General features: G+C 43.6%; 13 protein-coding genes. 5 read left to right on the top strand and 8 right to left on the bottom strand.

The features are described from left to right. Positions 1 to 369 precede the first annotated feature (369 nt). Entirely contained in the window at positions 370 to 1,947 is a 1,578-nt protein-coding gene (locus IX95_RS06165) for a BCCT family transporter (protein WP_006960794.1), read from the top strand. Positions 1,948 to 2,009: 62 nt separating this feature from the next. Here IX95_RS06165 and IX95_RS06160 read toward each other — a convergent pair whose 3' ends face one another. From IX95_RS06160 to IX95_RS06140, 5 genes are all read right to left on the bottom strand, one after another. Further along, a complete protein-coding gene (locus IX95_RS06160) occupies positions 2,010 to 2,729 on the bottom strand; it encodes a 3'-5' exonuclease (RefSeq protein ID WP_038157892.1) in 720 nt (239 codons plus the stop codon). Between the two features lie 7 nt (positions 2,730 to 2,736). Further along, positions 2,737 to 4,626, bottom strand: a complete 1,890-nt coding sequence (locus IX95_RS06155; protein WP_038157889.1) for a DUF294 nucleotidyltransferase-like domain-containing protein — start codon at positions 4,624 to 4,626, stop codon at positions 2,737 to 2,739. Positions 4,627 to 4,734: 108 nt separating this feature from the next. Continuing rightward, complete coding sequence (cueR, locus tag IX95_RS06150; RefSeq protein WP_038158501.1) at positions 4,735 to 5,121, bottom strand: Cu(I)-responsive transcriptional regulator; 387 nt, start codon at positions 5,119 to 5,121, stop codon at positions 4,735 to 4,737. Between the two features lie 179 nt (positions 5,122 to 5,300). Then, positions 5,301 to 6,341: a porin gene (locus IX95_RS06145; RefSeq protein WP_038158500.1), complete on the bottom strand. Its 1,041-nt coding sequence runs from the start codon at positions 6,339 to 6,341 to the stop codon at positions 5,301 to 5,303. Positions 6,342 to 6,811: 470 nt separating this feature from the next. Then, positions 6,812 to 8,419, bottom strand: coding sequence for a putative bifunctional diguanylate cyclase/phosphodiesterase (locus IX95_RS06140; RefSeq protein ID WP_038157887.1), 1,608 nt, complete (start codon positions 8,417 to 8,419; stop codon positions 6,812 to 6,814). A 267-nt stretch (positions 8,420 to 8,686) separates the two neighbouring features. Here IX95_RS06140 and IX95_RS06135 point away from each other — a divergent pair, with 267 nt between their 5' ends. After that, positions 8,687 to 9,880: an acetate/propionate family kinase gene (locus IX95_RS06135; RefSeq protein ID WP_038157884.1), complete on the top strand. Its 1,194-nt coding sequence runs from the start codon at positions 8,687 to 8,689 to the stop codon at positions 9,878 to 9,880. A gap of 279 nt (positions 9,881 to 10,159) precedes the next feature. On the opposite strand, the gene IX95_RS06130 is transcribed toward IX95_RS06135, so the two are convergent. Continuing rightward, entirely contained in the window at positions 10,160 to 10,498 is a 339-nt protein-coding gene (locus IX95_RS06130; RefSeq protein ID WP_038157882.1) for a hypothetical protein, read from the bottom strand. A 255-nt stretch (positions 10,499 to 10,753) separates the two neighbouring features. Between IX95_RS06130 and IX95_RS06125 the strand changes: the two genes are divergently transcribed. The 3 genes from IX95_RS06125 to trpS all read left to right on the top strand — a co-directional run bounded on the left by IX95_RS06125 (position 10,754) and on the right by trpS (position 14,169). After that, positions 10,754 to 11,521, top strand: a complete 768-nt coding sequence (locus tag IX95_RS06125) for an isocitrate lyase/PEP mutase family protein (protein ID WP_038157879.1) — start codon at positions 10,754 to 10,756, stop codon at positions 11,519 to 11,521. Between the two features lie 292 nt (positions 11,522 to 11,813). Then, complete coding sequence (gene purU / locus IX95_RS06120; protein ID WP_006960806.1) at positions 11,814 to 12,746, top strand: formyltetrahydrofolate deformylase; 933 nt, start codon at positions 11,814 to 11,816, stop codon at positions 12,744 to 12,746. Between the two features lie 397 nt (positions 12,747 to 13,143). Next, positions 13,144 to 14,169, top strand: a complete 1,026-nt coding sequence (gene trpS, locus IX95_RS06115) for a tryptophan--tRNA ligase (RefSeq protein WP_038157876.1) — start codon at positions 13,144 to 13,146, stop codon at positions 14,167 to 14,169. 91 nt (positions 14,170 to 14,260) lie between these two features. Here the strand turns inward: trpS and IX95_RS06110 are convergent, their stop codons facing one another. Together IX95_RS06110 and IX95_RS06105 are read right to left on the bottom strand one after the other, a co-directional pair. Then, positions 14,261 to 14,746: a hypothetical protein gene (locus IX95_RS06110; protein WP_038157874.1), complete on the bottom strand. Its 486-nt coding sequence runs from the start codon at positions 14,744 to 14,746 to the stop codon at positions 14,261 to 14,263. After that, positions 14,743 to 15,861 carry a cytochrome-c peroxidase gene (locus tag IX95_RS06105; protein WP_051912485.1) on the bottom strand — a complete coding sequence of 373 codons (1,119 nt, stop codon included), beginning with the start codon at positions 15,859 to 15,861 and terminating at the stop codon, positions 14,743 to 14,745. The genes IX95_RS06110 and IX95_RS06105 overlap by 4 nt, the downstream gene beginning before the upstream one ends. Positions 15,862 to 15,868: the final 7 nt, after the last annotated feature.

Here is a 15,868-nt window from a genome sequence, read left to right as displayed (position 1 = left end):
TGAAAATTCCCGCGAAATGAAGCCTGAAAACTCATAAATATCATACTTATTTCTCATATTAGTGAGGGAATGAATAGTTATGAGATTTGAGAAGAAATTTTTTTGTGTAAATGTGATGTTCTCAAATGTTTAGAAGTCAAAATGAATATGGGGTGAGAGATAGTTGATTGTTGTGTGAATAGTAGGCTCTTGAATTCGTATTCGTCCAAAAAGTGGTCAAATAATAGTGATTTACTGGAATGATCTGTATCTAGGCGTACAATGGTGTTTAGTCGATCAAGTCTTGATATAGATTAAATTGTTTTTATCACTAACGATTTTTCTATCTGAAGACTTGATTAGGGAAGAATATTCATCAAGAGAGGAAAGATGACTAAAGGTATAGACAAGTACAGTATCGATAGTACCGATTACACCATCGGACAAGATAATGTACAGAAGTGGGGGTTTGATGTTCATAACCCCGTATTTGGTGTGAGTGCCGGATTCATCGGATTATTCCTGTTCGCTGTGTTGGTGATGGATGCGCAGTCTGCAAAATCGTTGCTGGATGGTCTGAAGTTTCAAATCATCGGAAGCTTTGATTGGCTATTTATCTGGTCTGGAAACATTTTTGTTGTTTTTTGTCTTGCGCTAATTGTAAGCCCATTGGGCAAAATACGTCTTGGTGGTCAAGATGCGACGGCTGATTACTCATTCATCTCTTGGCTATCGATGCTTTTTGCTGCGGGCATGGGTATCGGTCTGATGTTCTGGAGTGTTGCTGAGCCAGTTGCTTACTACACAGGCTGGTTTGAAACACCGTTAGGTGTTGAAGCCAACACCCCCGAAGCTGCGAAACTGGCGATGGGCGCAACAATGTACCACTGGGGTCTTCACCCTTGGGCTATTTACGGTGTTGTTGCTCTGTCTTTGGCGTTCTTTGCTTATAACAAAGGTTTGCCGCTTTCTATCCGTTCTATTTTCTATCCAATTCTTGGTGACCGTGCTTGGGGTTGGGCTGGCCATATTGTTGATATCTTAGCGGTATTAGCGACGTTGTTTGGTCTTGCTACTTCCCTTGGCTTGGGCGCACAGCAGGCAGCGAGCGGCATCCATCATGTATTTGGCCTAGATGCAGGTATGGGTCTACAGATCGTTGTGATTACGGTTGTAACTTTACTGGCTGTGGTATCAGTAGTTCGTGGTATTGATGGTGGTGTAAAGGTTATCAGTAACATCAACATGATCGTAGCATTCTTGCTACTGATTCTGGTTGCTCTGATTGGTTATGCGGTGGCGTTTGGCAATATTGGCACAACACTAATGGCTTACGTCGAGAATATCATTCCGCTAAGTAACCCTCATGGACGTCAGGATGAAGCTTGGTTCCAAGGCTGGACAGTATTCTACTGGGCGTGGTGGATCTCATGGTCGCCATTCGTAGGTATGTTCATCGCACGCGTATCTAAAGGTCGTACAGTACGTGAGTTTATGACAGCAGTTCTGTTAGTTCCAACAGCAGTAACGCTGCTTTGGATGTCAGTATTCGGCGGTATTGCGATTGACCAAGTGGTTAACAACATTGGTGAGCTAGGTGCAAATGGTCTGACGGATGTTTCGCTAGCAATGTTCCAGATGTTTGACGTACTGCCTTTCGGTACTGTTCTTTCAATCATCGCGGTGATTCTGGTTTTAGTTTTCTTTATTACGTCATCTGACTCGGGCTCGTTGGTTATCGATAGCATTACTGCCGGTGGTAAAGTCGATGCACCTGTACTTCAGCGTGTATTCTGGGCCTTTATGGAAGGTGCAATTGCAGTTGCTCTTTTATGGGTTGGCGGTACTGAAGCGGTTCAGGCGCTACAGGCGGGTGCCATTTCAACTGCGTTACCATTCACCTTTGTATTGTTGATGATGTGTGTCAGCCTGCTGATGGGCATGCGCACTGAAAAATACGATCGCTAATTGAAATGATGAAATTGAAAAAGGGACGATTTATCGTCCCTTTTTTTGTATCGAATGCTGACTCACAACCAAATCTGATTGAGTTTCATTGTGCGCTCGTAATGATGCGCAATTTGCGCCTGAAGTAGCTCTGCGGTTGCCACGGCGTCTGTTAAGGCATGGTGGGGAGTATAGGGAGGCAACCCGTAACGCGAACGACTGGCGCCAAGTCTGACTGAATCAGGCTTCTTACCTAATACCTTATTGAGAATACCACCGCGCAGGCGTTGTTGATAAAGCGTTTCAATATGCATGGTATCGACGACAGGAAACTCAATCCCTTCATTAATTCGATCCTTGAGTGCTCGATCAAAAAACTCTCGCTCAATTCGCTGATAATGCACCACCATGACTTTGCCTGCCATCTGCTGCAAAACTTGATCATATACTTCCGATAAGTCCGGCGCGTCAAGAATATCACTGTGGGTGATACCATGAATGATGACGGATTCTTCTGCCAATTGCTGACGAGGGCGTACCGTCCAGTGATGAGCTTGATTAATAAAGATTCTATTGAGATTAAACGGCACCGTCCCAATGGTGATGATGTCATCCTGCTCCGAATCTAAACCAGTGGTTTCAAAGTCCATCGCTAGAAAGGTCACATCTTCCAGATTGGTCTCGGCACTTGGAACTCCAGCGCTGTAGTAACGCTTGAGTGAGTCATTTCGGCTAGTCTGTTGTTTCGCCTGAAACTTCTTTTCCCAATCAATCGCTGGTGCACGCATCATATTTTTGAACATCGTTCACCTACTTAAAGTTGTTGCTGGCTTGGTAACGGAATTTAAGGAAATTCTGTGCGTTACTCAGGATTTGGAAAGCATCTTTCAAGTTGCGTCGTTCGAAATCAGATAAATTCTCCGGTTCGATATTGTTATCAGGCTCGATCTGATTCTCTACATCGAGTGCTTGGTGACGAATTCGCACCATGGAAATAAACTCAAGCGCGTCTCGTAAGTCGCGTGCTTTGCCTTTAGGTAAAATGCCGGCTTCGTGAATATCATCTAAGCGTTCAAAGGAGTTGGTAGAACGAGATCCTACCGCTAATGCGTGGACGCGAATTAAGTCGGCAAGTGGTGCAGTGCCGCGACGCTTGAGGTTAATAGAGTTTTTATGTTGGCCATCTTTCTCCATCACAAAATCTTTGAAGAAACCGAGTGGTGGAGTTCGATTCATGGCGTTACGAGCCAGGCAGGCTAGGAAGCGATTATTTTTGCGTGAACGTCTGACAATAAACCCATTGAGTTGTTCTGCCCATTTCAGGCGTCCATATACACCCACTAAGTCAAAGAAGATGGAGGCATTTAATAGGGCCTTCGGGTTCGGGTCGTCAATCCAGTCGGCAAAACACTCTTCCCATTCGCTTCGGGTCATTCGCCATTCTGGATTGGTGGCCATGATATCACCTGTACAATAGGTGTAACCGCATTCGTTTAATCCATCACAGATTTTCTTTGCCAGCGCTGAGAAATATTCGTCGTGCTCTTCCTTAACATAGGAATTATCGAGAATGATGGCGTTATCCTGATCGGTGACCAGAATTTGCTCGTCTCGGCCCATAGAGCCTAAAGCGAGAAAGCAGTATGGGATAGGGGGGTCGCCCAGCTCTTCTTCGGCCAGTTCAATAATTCGTTGTTTAAAGCTCTTACCAATCACCGACATTGCACTGCCGACCATGTGAGAATTCGCATCTTCGTTGACCAATCGTACGAAGCTGTCTTTTACCTGCTCAGATAGTGACGCAAGCTCTTCGATCGATTGCTGCTGGAAGATGCTGCTAACTAGGAGTAAAGAGTTTTGAGATTCGTAGCGGACGATATCTGTGGCTTCGATGATGCCAATAGGCTTCTTGTCTTTTAAAACAGGCAGGTGATGCACGTTGTAACGCAGCATGGTAAGCATCGCTTCATAAACGTACGCATTATGGTCAAGGGAAATGACCTCAGTTGTCATCACGCTGGACACTTCATCGTTAGCATCCAGACCTTCAGCCAACACTCGGGTGCACAGATCTCGGTCGGTGATGATGCCGACAAGTGGTGAGTTATCTTCTTCGTTGTCTTCAAGAATATCGGGGTCGATGATCAATAGTGAAGAGACATTTTCTTCAGCCATTTTGATCGCTGCATTCTGAATGGTTTCTGTCTTTTCCAAAAATGGAGCGTCACCGGTGAGGAGCGTGCGTACTTTGGATGTGGTCAGATCATTTTGCTCATTGGTGCTTGAAACGGCTTGGCGAAGTCGGGCGGTATCTTCAACTTCAACAAAATCTGCAAAGGTTTCGTGATTGTCATAGAGCTCCTGGAAAACTGCTTCAGGAATGCAGTACAACAATGTATCTTTGGTCGCTTTGGCTGGAAAGCGTACTTTGTTATTGGTGAGCAGGCCCATTTGCCCGAACAGCGCACCTCCATCCAGTCGGTTGTAGAGTTCACCTTTGCGCCGATAAACTTCAACAACACCACTGCGAACCATGTACAAATCGTGGATTTCGTCGCCAAAGTGGATGACTGGCGTATCCTCACGAAAATAAGAAATTTCAACATGCTTGGTAACGAAGTTGAGCACTTCATCTTCGAGCTCATCAAAAGGTGGGTGCTGAGAGAGGAAATTCTTTATTTCCAGTAATTCTGCTTCCATGAAGACATCCGAAGTAACAGTGTAGTCTTTCAATGTTACATGATCTGAGGATGTACTTCATGGTGGGTTGTTGAAAAGGTTAAGAAAAACAACAGCCGTTTGTGAGCTTTACTTGGTCAGGTCTTCTATGATCGGACAATCGCTATTTTCATCACCGGGGCAGGCATTAACCCAACCTTTTAGTTGTTTCTCTATTTCACGTAGCTCTCTAATTTTTAATTCAACTTCTTTGAGCTTTTCCTGAGCTTTGGCTTTCACTTCGCGGCTTTTGCGTTTTGGGTTATGAGCTAACTCCACAAACTCTTTGCATTCTGCTAATGAGAACCCGGCATTTTTTGCTCGGGAAACCAGATTAAGCTCCTGAACGTGCTGCTCGCCATATTCGCGATAACCCGCATCACTGCGAGTTGGGGGAGTAATGACGCCTTTTTCTTCATACAAACGAATGGATTTACTGGATAATCCGGTGAGCTTTGCCACGGAGCCTATATTCATGGTGTACCTCTGCCACAGATAGCGTTGCGTGCGCTGAAACATCTCTATTCAGTTGTACTACTTTATGATCCTTACGCCAAACTTTTTAGCGTCAGAAACGGAAAAAGCTCACTCCGACGGGAGTGAGCAAAAACTGGCATGCGTATTCTACGCCAGGAATAGGACAGTTTTTCTAAGAGTTACAGGTAGTAACGAGCACCGATAACCCATTTGTCATCAGAGTTGTAGCCTGTTTCGTCTTTCAGGTCGAATTGGTACGCCGTGTAACCAATGAACTTAGGTGTGAAGTTGTACTCAGCTTGTAGCGCCATTTCTTCACGTGCTGTCACCGTTGAACCACCTTTAGTTTCTTTACCTTCAACTTGTTCGTAGTTCACGATTAGGTTAAGGCTGTTTTCGAATGCGTAAGATGCCAGTGCTTCGTATGCATCACTTTCTACAAGCAGAGCTGAGCCGTTGTAGTTCATGTATTCATTTGAACCGTAGACACCCGCTAGGTATAGGCCGTTGCCGTAAGTACCGTACTTAAGAGACACTAGGTGAGATTCTGCTGTTTCTTTTGTTGAAGTACCTGTTGTGAAGTCACCAGTGTTAAATGTGTAACCTAAGCCGAAATCAGCGATAGCGTAGGTCAAAGCAATCTGACCACGGTCATCGTATACAGTCGTAACGTTAGGAGTCACTTCTGTATTCACTTCGTCTTTAGAACCCTGCCAGCCTAGACCGAACGACAGGCTACCCATTTCACCGAAATCAAAACCGTTGCGGTAGCTCACCATCTTGTCAGCACGTCCAGTACCAAGGATTCCGTGATCGTCGTAGATAAATTCGTTAGCGAACGCGATTGGCATATCAGCTACACCAGCGACGTCGTAGTACGGCGCCCACTGAGTACCTACAACACCGCGACCTAGTTCTTCATGAGTGATACCCACATAACCAAGACGAGTAGTAAATGTCTGATCGCCACCATCTAGGTAGTTAAGCGCCCATTCACCTTTTGCGTCTGCTGTGAAGCCATGGCCGATGTCCTGAGTAGCGTTAAAGTTGATACGTGGAGAGTTTGTGCCTACGTCAGTGTGACCTTGCTCTGAGCCGTTAACGTTTACAGAAACGTGACCGCCAATAGCGAAAGTGGTGCCATCGTTGTTGTATAGCTCAACAGCGTAAGAAGTGGCAGATAGGGAAGCGATTGCAACAGCTAAAATCGTTTTTTTCATAATAAAGTCCATATTATTTAGCCAGTTAGTTGGCTTGATGTTTGCTCGTGAATACACGATGCGAAAGACTCTACTGTGAAAGTTCCTTGGTTCTTCAAAAAATAAAATAAAAAGTTAGAGGGAAAGAAAACCCTTAAATAACAATGAATTGATACCGTTATATTTTTTTATATTTGTATTTTTTATAGATACATTTTGTTACTCATGGGTGGGGCTTATTGGTCGTAATTTGGTGATATCGAGTGGAAATTGCTCAGTGATAAATTCGACGATTCAATCATGAAAACGATACCTAATAGCCATAAGCTGTTTACTTAGTAAATAAGTCATCACAAAGCGCAACAATATGAAGATACGACTTATCCATTAGTATCTAAGACTTAACCTCTGCTGTTGGGAAGCCAAACATCTTCTTGGAGGCATTGGTAGTTGGCGAGTTGTCTATGTTCTTATTCATCTCGAATGGATTGTTAAGGCTGTTTAGCCAATTCGACAATTTGGGGGGGATTGTGCTTCTGTGTCCAACGGATAGCTTCATCAATCTTCAGTGCAGGGCTGTAGAAAAAGCCTTGAATATAGTCGCAGCCATAATGTCTAAGCATGTTCAATACTCGCTCATCTTCAACACCCTCAGCAACGACGGTATAGCCTAAACCATGTGCCAGCGCTATGGCATTAGAGACAATAGAGCCATTCCGCTGATTGGTTTCCAATTGATATAGGAATGAACGGTCAATCTTGATTTGATCAACAGGCAAATCACGTAACAGTGACAGAGAAGAGTAACCAGTACCAAAATCATCTAAGCTGATTTTAAATCCAAGACTTTTCAGGCTTTCTAGCAATTTTTCTGGGCTTCTCAATCGATTAATCGCCGTGCTTTCTGTGATTTCTAAGATGAGTGTTTCGGTAATATCAGGATAAATCTGAATCAGCTTTTCCAGCTGACGCTTGAGGTTGTTCCCCATTAAGTCTTTGGCTGATAGATTGACGTGAACAGGGCAGTCAATTCCATTCTTTTTGAGCTTTTCAATGTCCGCTGAGACTTGATCAAGCACCCAACTGGTAATAGATGTGATTTTGTTGCTTTGTTCGGCAACGGGAATGAATTCTACAGGGCTGACTAGCGTGCCATCTGGCTTTAGCCAGCGTATCAAGGCTTCATAACCGCAGACAAACGCATTCGTTCCACATAGGATTGGCTGATAATAAACGCAAAACTCATCGTGTAGCAGCGCGGCGTCTATTTCTCTCGCAATACGTAACTTACGTTTTGCCCCCTGACTCATTTTGTCGTCGTAGCATGCCACTAAATGGCCTGATTTTTTAGCCCAATACATCGCTACGTCTGCGGCATGGATGACTTGTTCTGCATCGTCTCCGTGCCGTGGAAATTCACTCAACCCTATGACGGCACCTGTACTAAGTTCAAATCCATCAATGGCGAATGGTTTGCGCAGTTCGACGTCAATCTCCTTCGCCAGTGCTTTTGCGCTGGCTTCATTACTATCAAGGCATATGATGACAAATTCATCGCCACCAATACGAGCAATAAAGTCTTCTTTTTTAAGCAACGAGGAAATTCGTTGGCCAATCTGAATGAGTAACTGGTCCCCACAAAAATGACCCATACCGTCGTTAACTTGCTTGAAGTTGACGATATCAAGCAGCATCAGATCAAAGGGCTTGTCTGATTCGATAAGTAGTTCGATGGTCTCAATACAGTGCTTCCGGTTTGGTAGGGCGGTTAACGAATCATGCAGTGCATTGTGTTTTTCCTCATCAGCAAGTAAGTGAAGTTGCTCAATACTTTGCAAGCTATAAGTGGTGACCATGTACACGAATACGCTGCCGCTAAACAGAATAATACATAAGCTAAACAAGACGGGTGTGACGTCTGGATTGGCGAAAATTGACCCTAAAACAAAGGTATAGCCGACAACAAACCCGATGATAAGGTAACTTAGTACCTGCCAGCCTACGTGTTTTATCTTTCGACAAATTTTGTTAGCTGGAATGTATCCCGCTAATAAAATGATGATGCCTGATATAACCAGAAAAATTGCTAACGCCGACACGATTTAAACCATAGAAACACAGTTTGCTTATTTCATAACGTTCATTTGTTAGAGTTTAGTGTAGGTCTGGATCGCATATTTATAAAACTGACAATAAGTTCATTGCTCGAATTAAATCGCAGATTGCGTTAGATCAACAAAAAATCGTTTTGATTGAGGTTGTGATTAAAATAAAATTGAATCATTAAAAAAATATTGAATAATGTAAAGCACACAACAAAAAGCATTTTGCTTTCAAAATTCGGTCTGAAACAGGATATACACTCCATGTCTAACTCGTTTGTGCTGGTTATCAACTCTGGTAGTTCTTCTCTTAAATTCGCGGTTATCGATTCCGTCACTGGTGAGGCTGTCATAACTGGATTAGGGGAATGCTTTGGCCTCTCCGAAGCAGTCATCGGCTGGAAATATAAGGGTGAGAAAACAGAGGAGGCCATCACTGCTCCAGACAACCACCATCAACACGCGATTAACCGAATTGTTGGCCTGATGGAGTTATTAGGTTTTACTCAGGATCTGGTTGCTGTGGGACATCGAATCGTGCACGGTGGCGAAAAGTTCACTTCAACAGTTCGTATCGACGACGAAGTCTTGGCTGAAATTGAAACCTTGTCTGACCTGGCACCGCTCCACAACCCAGCAGGCGCAAAGGGAATCAGAGCTTCAATGCAAGCGTTCCCAAGCCTTCCTCAGTTTGCTGTCTTTGACACAGCGTTTCACCAAACAATGCCTCAAAAGGCGTTTACTGGTGCGATTTCAAACGAACTGTACAAGGAATACGGCATCCGCCGATATGGTTTCCACGGCACCAGTCATTACTTCGTCAGTCGTGAAGCGGCTAAAATGTTAGGTAAACCTGTTGAGCAATCCAGCTTTATCTCTGTGCATTTAGGTAATGGTGCATCTGTTTGTGCAATCAGTAATGGACAATCTGTCGATACATCGATGGGCTTTACGCCACTGGCAGGCTTGATGATGGGTACACGCTCTGGTGACCTAGATCCAGGTATTATCGAGTTTTTGATGAAGAAGGGCTGGAGTCAGGAAAAAGTCTTCGAAACGTTGAATAAGAAGTCTGGTTTCCTTGGTGTGTCTGGCTTAACTTCTGACGCTCGCGGCATTTTGGAAGCAATGGAAAATGGCCATGAAGGTGCCAAACTGGCTTTTGAAGTTTTCACTTATCGCGTCGCTAAGTACATCGGCTCATATCTTATTCCTCTTGAATCGTTAGATGCGATCATCTTTACTGGCGGCATCGGTGAAAACTCGTTGCCTATCCGTCGAGAAATCCTCAATAATCTCAAGCTACTTGGTTTTATCGAAGACGAAAAAGGGAATGAAGAAGCACGTTTTGGCAGTGCCGGTATAATCGCTAAGTCTGACATACTCGACGCCGTGGCTATGGTTATTCCTACCAATGAAGAATTTGTGATTGCACAGCAGTCGGTTGAGTTACTGTAATAACTCATAAAATCATATAGTTAAAAGCGAGCTTGGTGCTCGCTTTTTTGATCTTATATGTTGGATAGGCTGTCGTTAAGTACGCACATGGCGAAACAACCATTAATAACTACATTGAGCCCGACGATTCACTTGCGTCGTCACCCTCAGTCATAGAGACCAGTATGCTTCATTCCTTGCCAGGGATACCGCTCGTTAGCTAACGGCAGCATAGCTTTTCTTGTTGAAGCTAGGATAGGGATCCATTCAATTCGCCGATTTCAACTTACTGAATAATTTTCAGTCCATTCGGGTAATAAAGGTTTGCTCGTCTTCCACAAAAGCGACAAAGCCGCCGTGATAGATAAATACCCGACCACGTCCCTCAACCAGACAAGCAAGCTGTGGGTTTAAATCTTCTTCGTTATTCTGGCTTTGAAACGTGCCGGTATCAGTGACTACGCCGCTGAGTTTTGGCAAATATCCATAGGCGCGCTTAGCTTGATCAATCAGGCTCAATTCACTGGAGATAGAGAAGCAAGAAGGGATCGTACCGGCATCTTCGATAAATATAGGTTTGAGTTCTTCAAAAGCGGTAATCACCAGCCAGTTGATGCCGTTTACATGGTGGATAAACATAGAGTTTCTCGATAATTTTGATGCGGAGATTGTATCACTATCAGGGGAGAACGTAGAGATTTAGTCACTTCGTTGACGCTATTTTCAGGTTAGAAATCTCGTTTGGCTTAGGGGGGCTTTAGCGCAGCGTGAAGTAACAGACCAGTGATTATTTAATCTTTAACGTTCAGTTCCGAAAGTGGCGTTCGTTATGACAAGTGCGTTGTTAACATTTGTCTGAATCATTAAGTACGGAACTATATAGGAGTATCAGACATGTTCAAGAGTATGCATCGAGCGGAAGGCCCACTGGTTATATGTAATGTATGGGATGCCGCTAGTGCAACGATCGCAGAGAATATTGGTTTTTCAGCTCTTGGTACTTCAAGTGCAGCGATTGCAAAAAGCCTCGGAAAGGAAGACGGAGAAAACATCCAGTACGAAGATTTGTTGTTCATTGTAAAAGCTATTGTGAGTTCGACTAATTTGCCAGTGACCGTTGATATTGAGTCGGGGTTTGGAGACACGCCTAAAGCCATCGCAAAGAACATTATTGAACTGGTGAAAGTTGGTGTAGTTGGCATAAACATCGAAGACAGTGTCATGGTAGAAGGTGAAAGGTGTCTTTGCGATGGTGCGTTGTTTGCGGACATGTTGAAACAGGTGAGAGAACTGCTCAGCGACTCGTGCATAGACGTTTTCATTAATGTTAGAAGTGATGCATTTTTGCTAAACGTTAAGGAGCCTCTCGAAGTGAGCCTCGAGAGAATCAGCAGCTATCAACAAGCCGGTGCTGATGGGATCTTTTTACCATGTATTAGAAACGTTGATGATATTGAAGCCGTCGTGGCGAGTACATCATTACCGATAAATGTCATGTGTGTTCCGGAATTACCTAGTTTCACAGAACTGAAAACGATTGGTGTAAAGCGTATTAGTATGGGAAATTTCGTATACGAAGCAATGCTTGAGGCGTTGTCCTCCAACTTGATGTCAATTCAACAAGATCAATCTTTTCAAGCCTTGTTTTTATTAGATAAATAGGGCTAAAGCAGCTATATAACAAGCCTTTGTGGTTCAGAAAAACACAATGAGAATCTATCAACAGACGGTGTTTCTTCTGTATGTTCCGTCATCAATTGGTTCTCTTTACATCACCTTTGATGTGAAACGGTTAACAGTGTTATGTAGTTTGGTTATCTCTAGAAAGTCGTTGGCTATATACCATGCTAAGTCACCAACGCAATGGCTGGGAGTTGGTTAGTGGATGCCGGTCAAGAATATGGAGTCGTATTAAAGCTTTAGCGCCAAATCTCTTTAAAATAAGGTGATACTCATGTTGCGTAATCTAGGGCGCTGCATGAAAAATGAGAAACAAAAGCTGGTTAATACGGCGTTAGGAAAAGAGATGAAAACTTATATTTTAACCGCTAGTTGCCCGAGTAGAGCAGGGACCGTCGATGTAGTTACACGATTTTTACTAGAATTTGAATGTTACATCAAAGAGTTAAACTCATTTGACGACACTCTAAACGAACGTTTCTTCATTCGCGCAGTGTTCAGTGTACAAAACGGCCAAGAGCTAAACCGAGCATCCTTTGAGGCGGCATTTTCAGCGCGTGCTTCAGAGTTTGATATGGACTGGGAATTAACACCTTCCGATTATCGACCAAAAGTCGTGATTATGGTTTCTAAGTATGATCACTGCCTAAATGATCTGCTTTACCGCTACCGCACGGGTAACCTTAAAGTCGACATCAAGGCGGTGATTTCCAATCACCCGGACCTACAATCTCTGGTCGAGTGGCATGATATTCCATACCACCATTTTCCTATTTCGGCGGAGACCAAGCCTCAACAGGAAGCATTAGTACAATCAGTGTTGGACGAAACAGACTGTGAACTGCTGGTACTTGCACGTTACATGCAGGTTCTTTCGCACGATATGTGCAGCCGCTGGTCTGGCAGAGCAATCAATATTCATCACTCGCTATTGCCTGGCTTCAAAGGGGCTAAACCTTATCATCAGGCATACAACAAGGGCGTTAAACTGGTTGGTGCAACTGCGCACTATGTAAGTGATGATCTTGATGAAGGGCCAATTATCACTCAAGGGTTAGAGACGGTTGATCATACTTATTACCCAGAAGATTTGGCGCGAAAAGGGTTGGATGTTGAATCACTCACACTAGGCCGAGCTATTCAATATCACGTTGAGAAACGCGTGTTCATGTATAACGACAAAACGATTGTATTTGAGCGTTCGTAGTGCATATTCATAATCGTAGCCCTTCTGATGAATACATCAGAAGGGCTGCATGCTGTTCATCGGGTACTTTTGAGCTTACTTTGGTCATAGCGCGCCTTATTTAAATCGCACATTCTTTCTCACACTAACAAAAATAAGAAAACCGATGGTTAAAAGTCAGGATTTAATCACAAGAGAATTAAACCTTAAATTGCTCTGAGAGAGTTGAGTCCCAATCGGATTATTGTTAGATTGTCTCAATGAAAATTAATTCAACGTCTACATCATTCTTCTTCTGGTGGCGCTCTAATTAGAGCGGCTCAGGATTCTTACATTCTTAAGCTGCTGGTAGGTAGCTAAGACTGTAATCTCTTTTATATCTCCAGTAGCGATCTGTTTTCACTAAGGGGATATTCTCATGAACACAAAAAATCACTGTACTGATAAACGAGAAATCATTTTAACTGGCGATAGAGCCACAGGCCCTTTGCATCTGGGTCATTATGTTGGTTCTTTAAAGCAGCGTGTAGCTCTACAGGAAACTCATGACCAAACGATCCTTGTTGCTGATATGCAAGGACTTACCGATAACGCTCAGAACCCCGAAAAAGTTTCGTCTAACATTCTAAATGTCGTTGCAGACTATCTGGCTGTTGGTATCGACCCTTCTAAAACAACTATCTGTCTTCAATCTCAGTTGCCCGCTCTTGCTGAGCTGACTATGTATTACAGTAATCTTGTCTCTATCAGTCGCTTAGAACGTAATCCGACAGTGAAAAATGAAATCCAAAACAAAGGGTTCGAACGATCAATTCCAGCTGGATTTCTAACCTACCCAATCTCACAAGCTGCTGATATAACGGGATTTAATGCATCTTTAGTCCCTGTTGGTGATGACCAGTTGCCAATGCTTGAACAAACTAACGAAATAGTGAGAAAGATTAACTCTCTGGCAGGGCTAACTGTTTTGAATGAGTGTCGGCCTTTGTTAAGTAACGCACCACGTTTACCGAGTACAGATGGCAAAAATAAGATGTCTAAGACGATGGGGAATACCATTAATCTTGGTTCTACTGAAAAAGAAATCAAAACCGCAGTAAATTCAATGTACACGGATCCTAACCATCTAAGAGTTGAAGACCCAGGCAAAATTGAAGGTAATGTTGTATTTACCTATCTTGATGCTTTTCATCCAGATGAGAATTATGTCAACCAATTAAAAGAGCATTATAGACGTGGTGGCCTTGGTGACGGTCAAACAAAAAAAGTACTAGAGGAATGCTTACAAGATTTGCTACGACCGATAAGAGAGAGGAGAGCCGATTATTTAAACGACAAGGAGCAACTAATTGATATATTGAAGAAAGGAAGTCAAATCTCTAGAAGCAAAACGGAAAAAGTACTCTTTGATATTAAAGGTGTCTTTGGGCTAAATATTTTCTGAAGTGTATTTAATTGCTTTGTCGTCAACTTAACGACTCACAATTACCGGCAACCTACGAGTTAATAGCGAGCCTGATGGCTCGCTATTAAGCTTAACGATTTTGTTCACGGTAAAACTTAATCGTAATACGTTGATTAGGCTTGCCTGAAACCTTAACCGGATAGCTACCCCATTCATGGGTATTGATATGGCTGATGGTCATATCCGGTTTATCGCAATGTTGGTTAGTAATGTTTTCGCCCGTAACGTCGGCGCCTTTAATTTCAATGTTGGCTTGTGTGCTATGGAATAACACCAACTTTTCGTCCCAGTTTTCTATCGACAAATTCAGGTAGGCAAGTCCTTGTTCATTTAGCGTCAGTGTTTTTGCAAACGGTTTTGAAACGCGCAGGCTTTGCTGAGCTGCCTCATCGGGGGTGTTGGCCGTTTCTACAGGTTCAGCTGGGGTTTCGCATAGAGTGAGATATTCTCTCGCAAAATGTTTGTTTCGAGCAGAGTTCATATCCGCATAGGATTGTGCGACGGGAAGTATTACTGTGGCCAACAAGCCAATCTTGGTAATTGTTTTCAGGTTCATTTTGGATGCTCTTGGGTATGTTGAGTGGGTGAACAAGCGCCGTCAGAACTGGTGTTAGCTTGCTTATCATTCGAGACGCAAAATGGAGAATTGAATGGGTGGCGTGTCCAATCATCTTCAACGGATAGAGAATGCAGAAATGCAATGAGCGCAGCCTTCTCGCTGCGAGTTAGGCTAAATCCGTTGATTAAGAAGCTTTTATTGGGATGGTGGAAGCCATCTCCCTGATTGGATCCATAGGTTGTTTCTCTGCCGCCTCTTGCATAGTTATCAATCACAGACGCTAAAGATTGCACGCTACCATCATGCGCCCAAGGGCTTGTATTCGCGACATTAATTAACGAGGGAACCCGAAACTTGCCGTCATCTTGATGATCGTTGGTGTGACGGCGCAACCCCGGCTCTGTAGCAGGGTAATGTGGGGGTTCTCCTTGTCGGCTGATTCCGTAAAGGCCAGTATTCTGGTATTGGCTAATTGTGGCCTCAGGTTGATTGAGTAAAGCTCCGCCATGACAGCGTGAACACTGTAATCGTACGCTATTAAACAATCGAAAGCCTTCCTGTTCCTCGCTTGTCAGAGCTTGTTCTTCTCCGCCAAGATACCGATGAAATCTCGTATTCCGACTTTCAATCAGTGTGAGGTAATGTTTAAGCGCATGAACGACACGCTCTAAGGTAATGTCATTGTCTTCATAGGCTTGTTCAAACAATTCAGAGTAGGAAGCGCTTTTCTTTAATCGAGAAAGAAGCAAGTCAGGCGTCAGCCCCATTTCCAATGGATCAATTGAAAACATAGGGGTTGTGATGGCCATTTCAACTTTGGTCCGGCTAGGATTGGTAAGGGAAAACACGGTTTGCTGAGAAATGTTCAACAAAGAGGGAGTGTTTAACGTGTCGGGTTCGCCATGAATATTTATCGTTTGTGTAAACGTGTTGCTCCAGCCATGAGTTGGGGAATGGCAAAGCGCACAACTTCGATTGCCCTTAAGTGATAACTGGGTATCGAAGAACAGGTGACGGCCAAGCTCTTGAATAGCACTAATGCTCTCCGCAAGGGCTGATGTTGTCAGCAGCCCCAGTAATAATGGCAATAAAGCCTTGATAAATAAGTTCATGGAAGAG

It is taken from the genome of Vibrio sp. B183 (genome assembly GCF_000740665.1).
Classification (GTDB): domain Bacteria; phylum Pseudomonadota; class Gammaproteobacteria; order Enterobacterales; family Vibrionaceae; genus Vibrio; species Vibrio coralliilyticus.
The sequence above is the reverse complement of the archived record's forward strand: the minus strand, read 5'-3'. Positions and strand labels throughout refer to the sequence as shown.

Excerpts from the sequence above, each read along its gene's own strand:
- purU (WP_006960806.1), top strand. The coding sequence starts at position 11,814 with ATGTTGCGTAATCTAGGGCGCTGCATGAAAAATGAGAAACAAAAGCTG.
- cueR (WP_038158501.1), bottom strand. The coding sequence starts at position 5,121 with ATGAATATAGGCTCCGTGGCAAAGCTCACCGGATTATCCAGTAAATCC.
- IX95_RS06135 (WP_038157884.1), top strand. The coding sequence starts at position 8,687 with ATGTCTAACTCGTTTGTGCTGGTTATCAACTCTGGTAGTTCTTCTCTT.
- IX95_RS06155 (WP_038157889.1), bottom strand. The coding sequence starts at position 4,626 with ATGGAAGCAGAATTACTGGAAATAAAGAATTTCCTCTCTCAGCACCCA.
- IX95_RS06145 (WP_038158500.1), bottom strand. The coding sequence starts at position 6,341 with ATGAAAAAAACGATTTTAGCTGTTGCAATCGCTTCCCTATCTGCCACT.
- IX95_RS06130 (WP_038157882.1), bottom strand. The coding sequence starts at position 10,498 with ATGTTTATCCACCATGTAAACGGCATCAACTGGCTGGTGATTACCGCT.
- trpS (WP_038157876.1), top strand. The coding sequence starts at position 13,144 with ATGAACACAAAAAATCACTGTACTGATAAACGAGAAATCATTTTAACT.
- IX95_RS06110 (WP_038157874.1), bottom strand. The coding sequence starts at position 14,746 with ATGAACCTGAAAACAATTACCAAGATTGGCTTGTTGGCCACAGTAATA.
- IX95_RS06160 (WP_038157892.1), bottom strand. The coding sequence starts at position 2,729 with ATGTTCAAAAATATGATGCGTGCACCAGCGATTGATTGGGAAAAGAAG.
- IX95_RS06125 (WP_038157879.1), top strand. The coding sequence starts at position 10,754 with ATGTTCAAGAGTATGCATCGAGCGGAAGGCCCACTGGTTATATGTAAT.
- IX95_RS06165 (WP_006960794.1), top strand. The coding sequence starts at position 370 with ATGACTAAAGGTATAGACAAGTACAGTATCGATAGTACCGATTACACC.
- IX95_RS06105 (WP_051912485.1), bottom strand. The coding sequence starts at position 15,861 with ATGAACTTATTTATCAAGGCTTTATTGCCATTATTACTGGGGCTGCTG.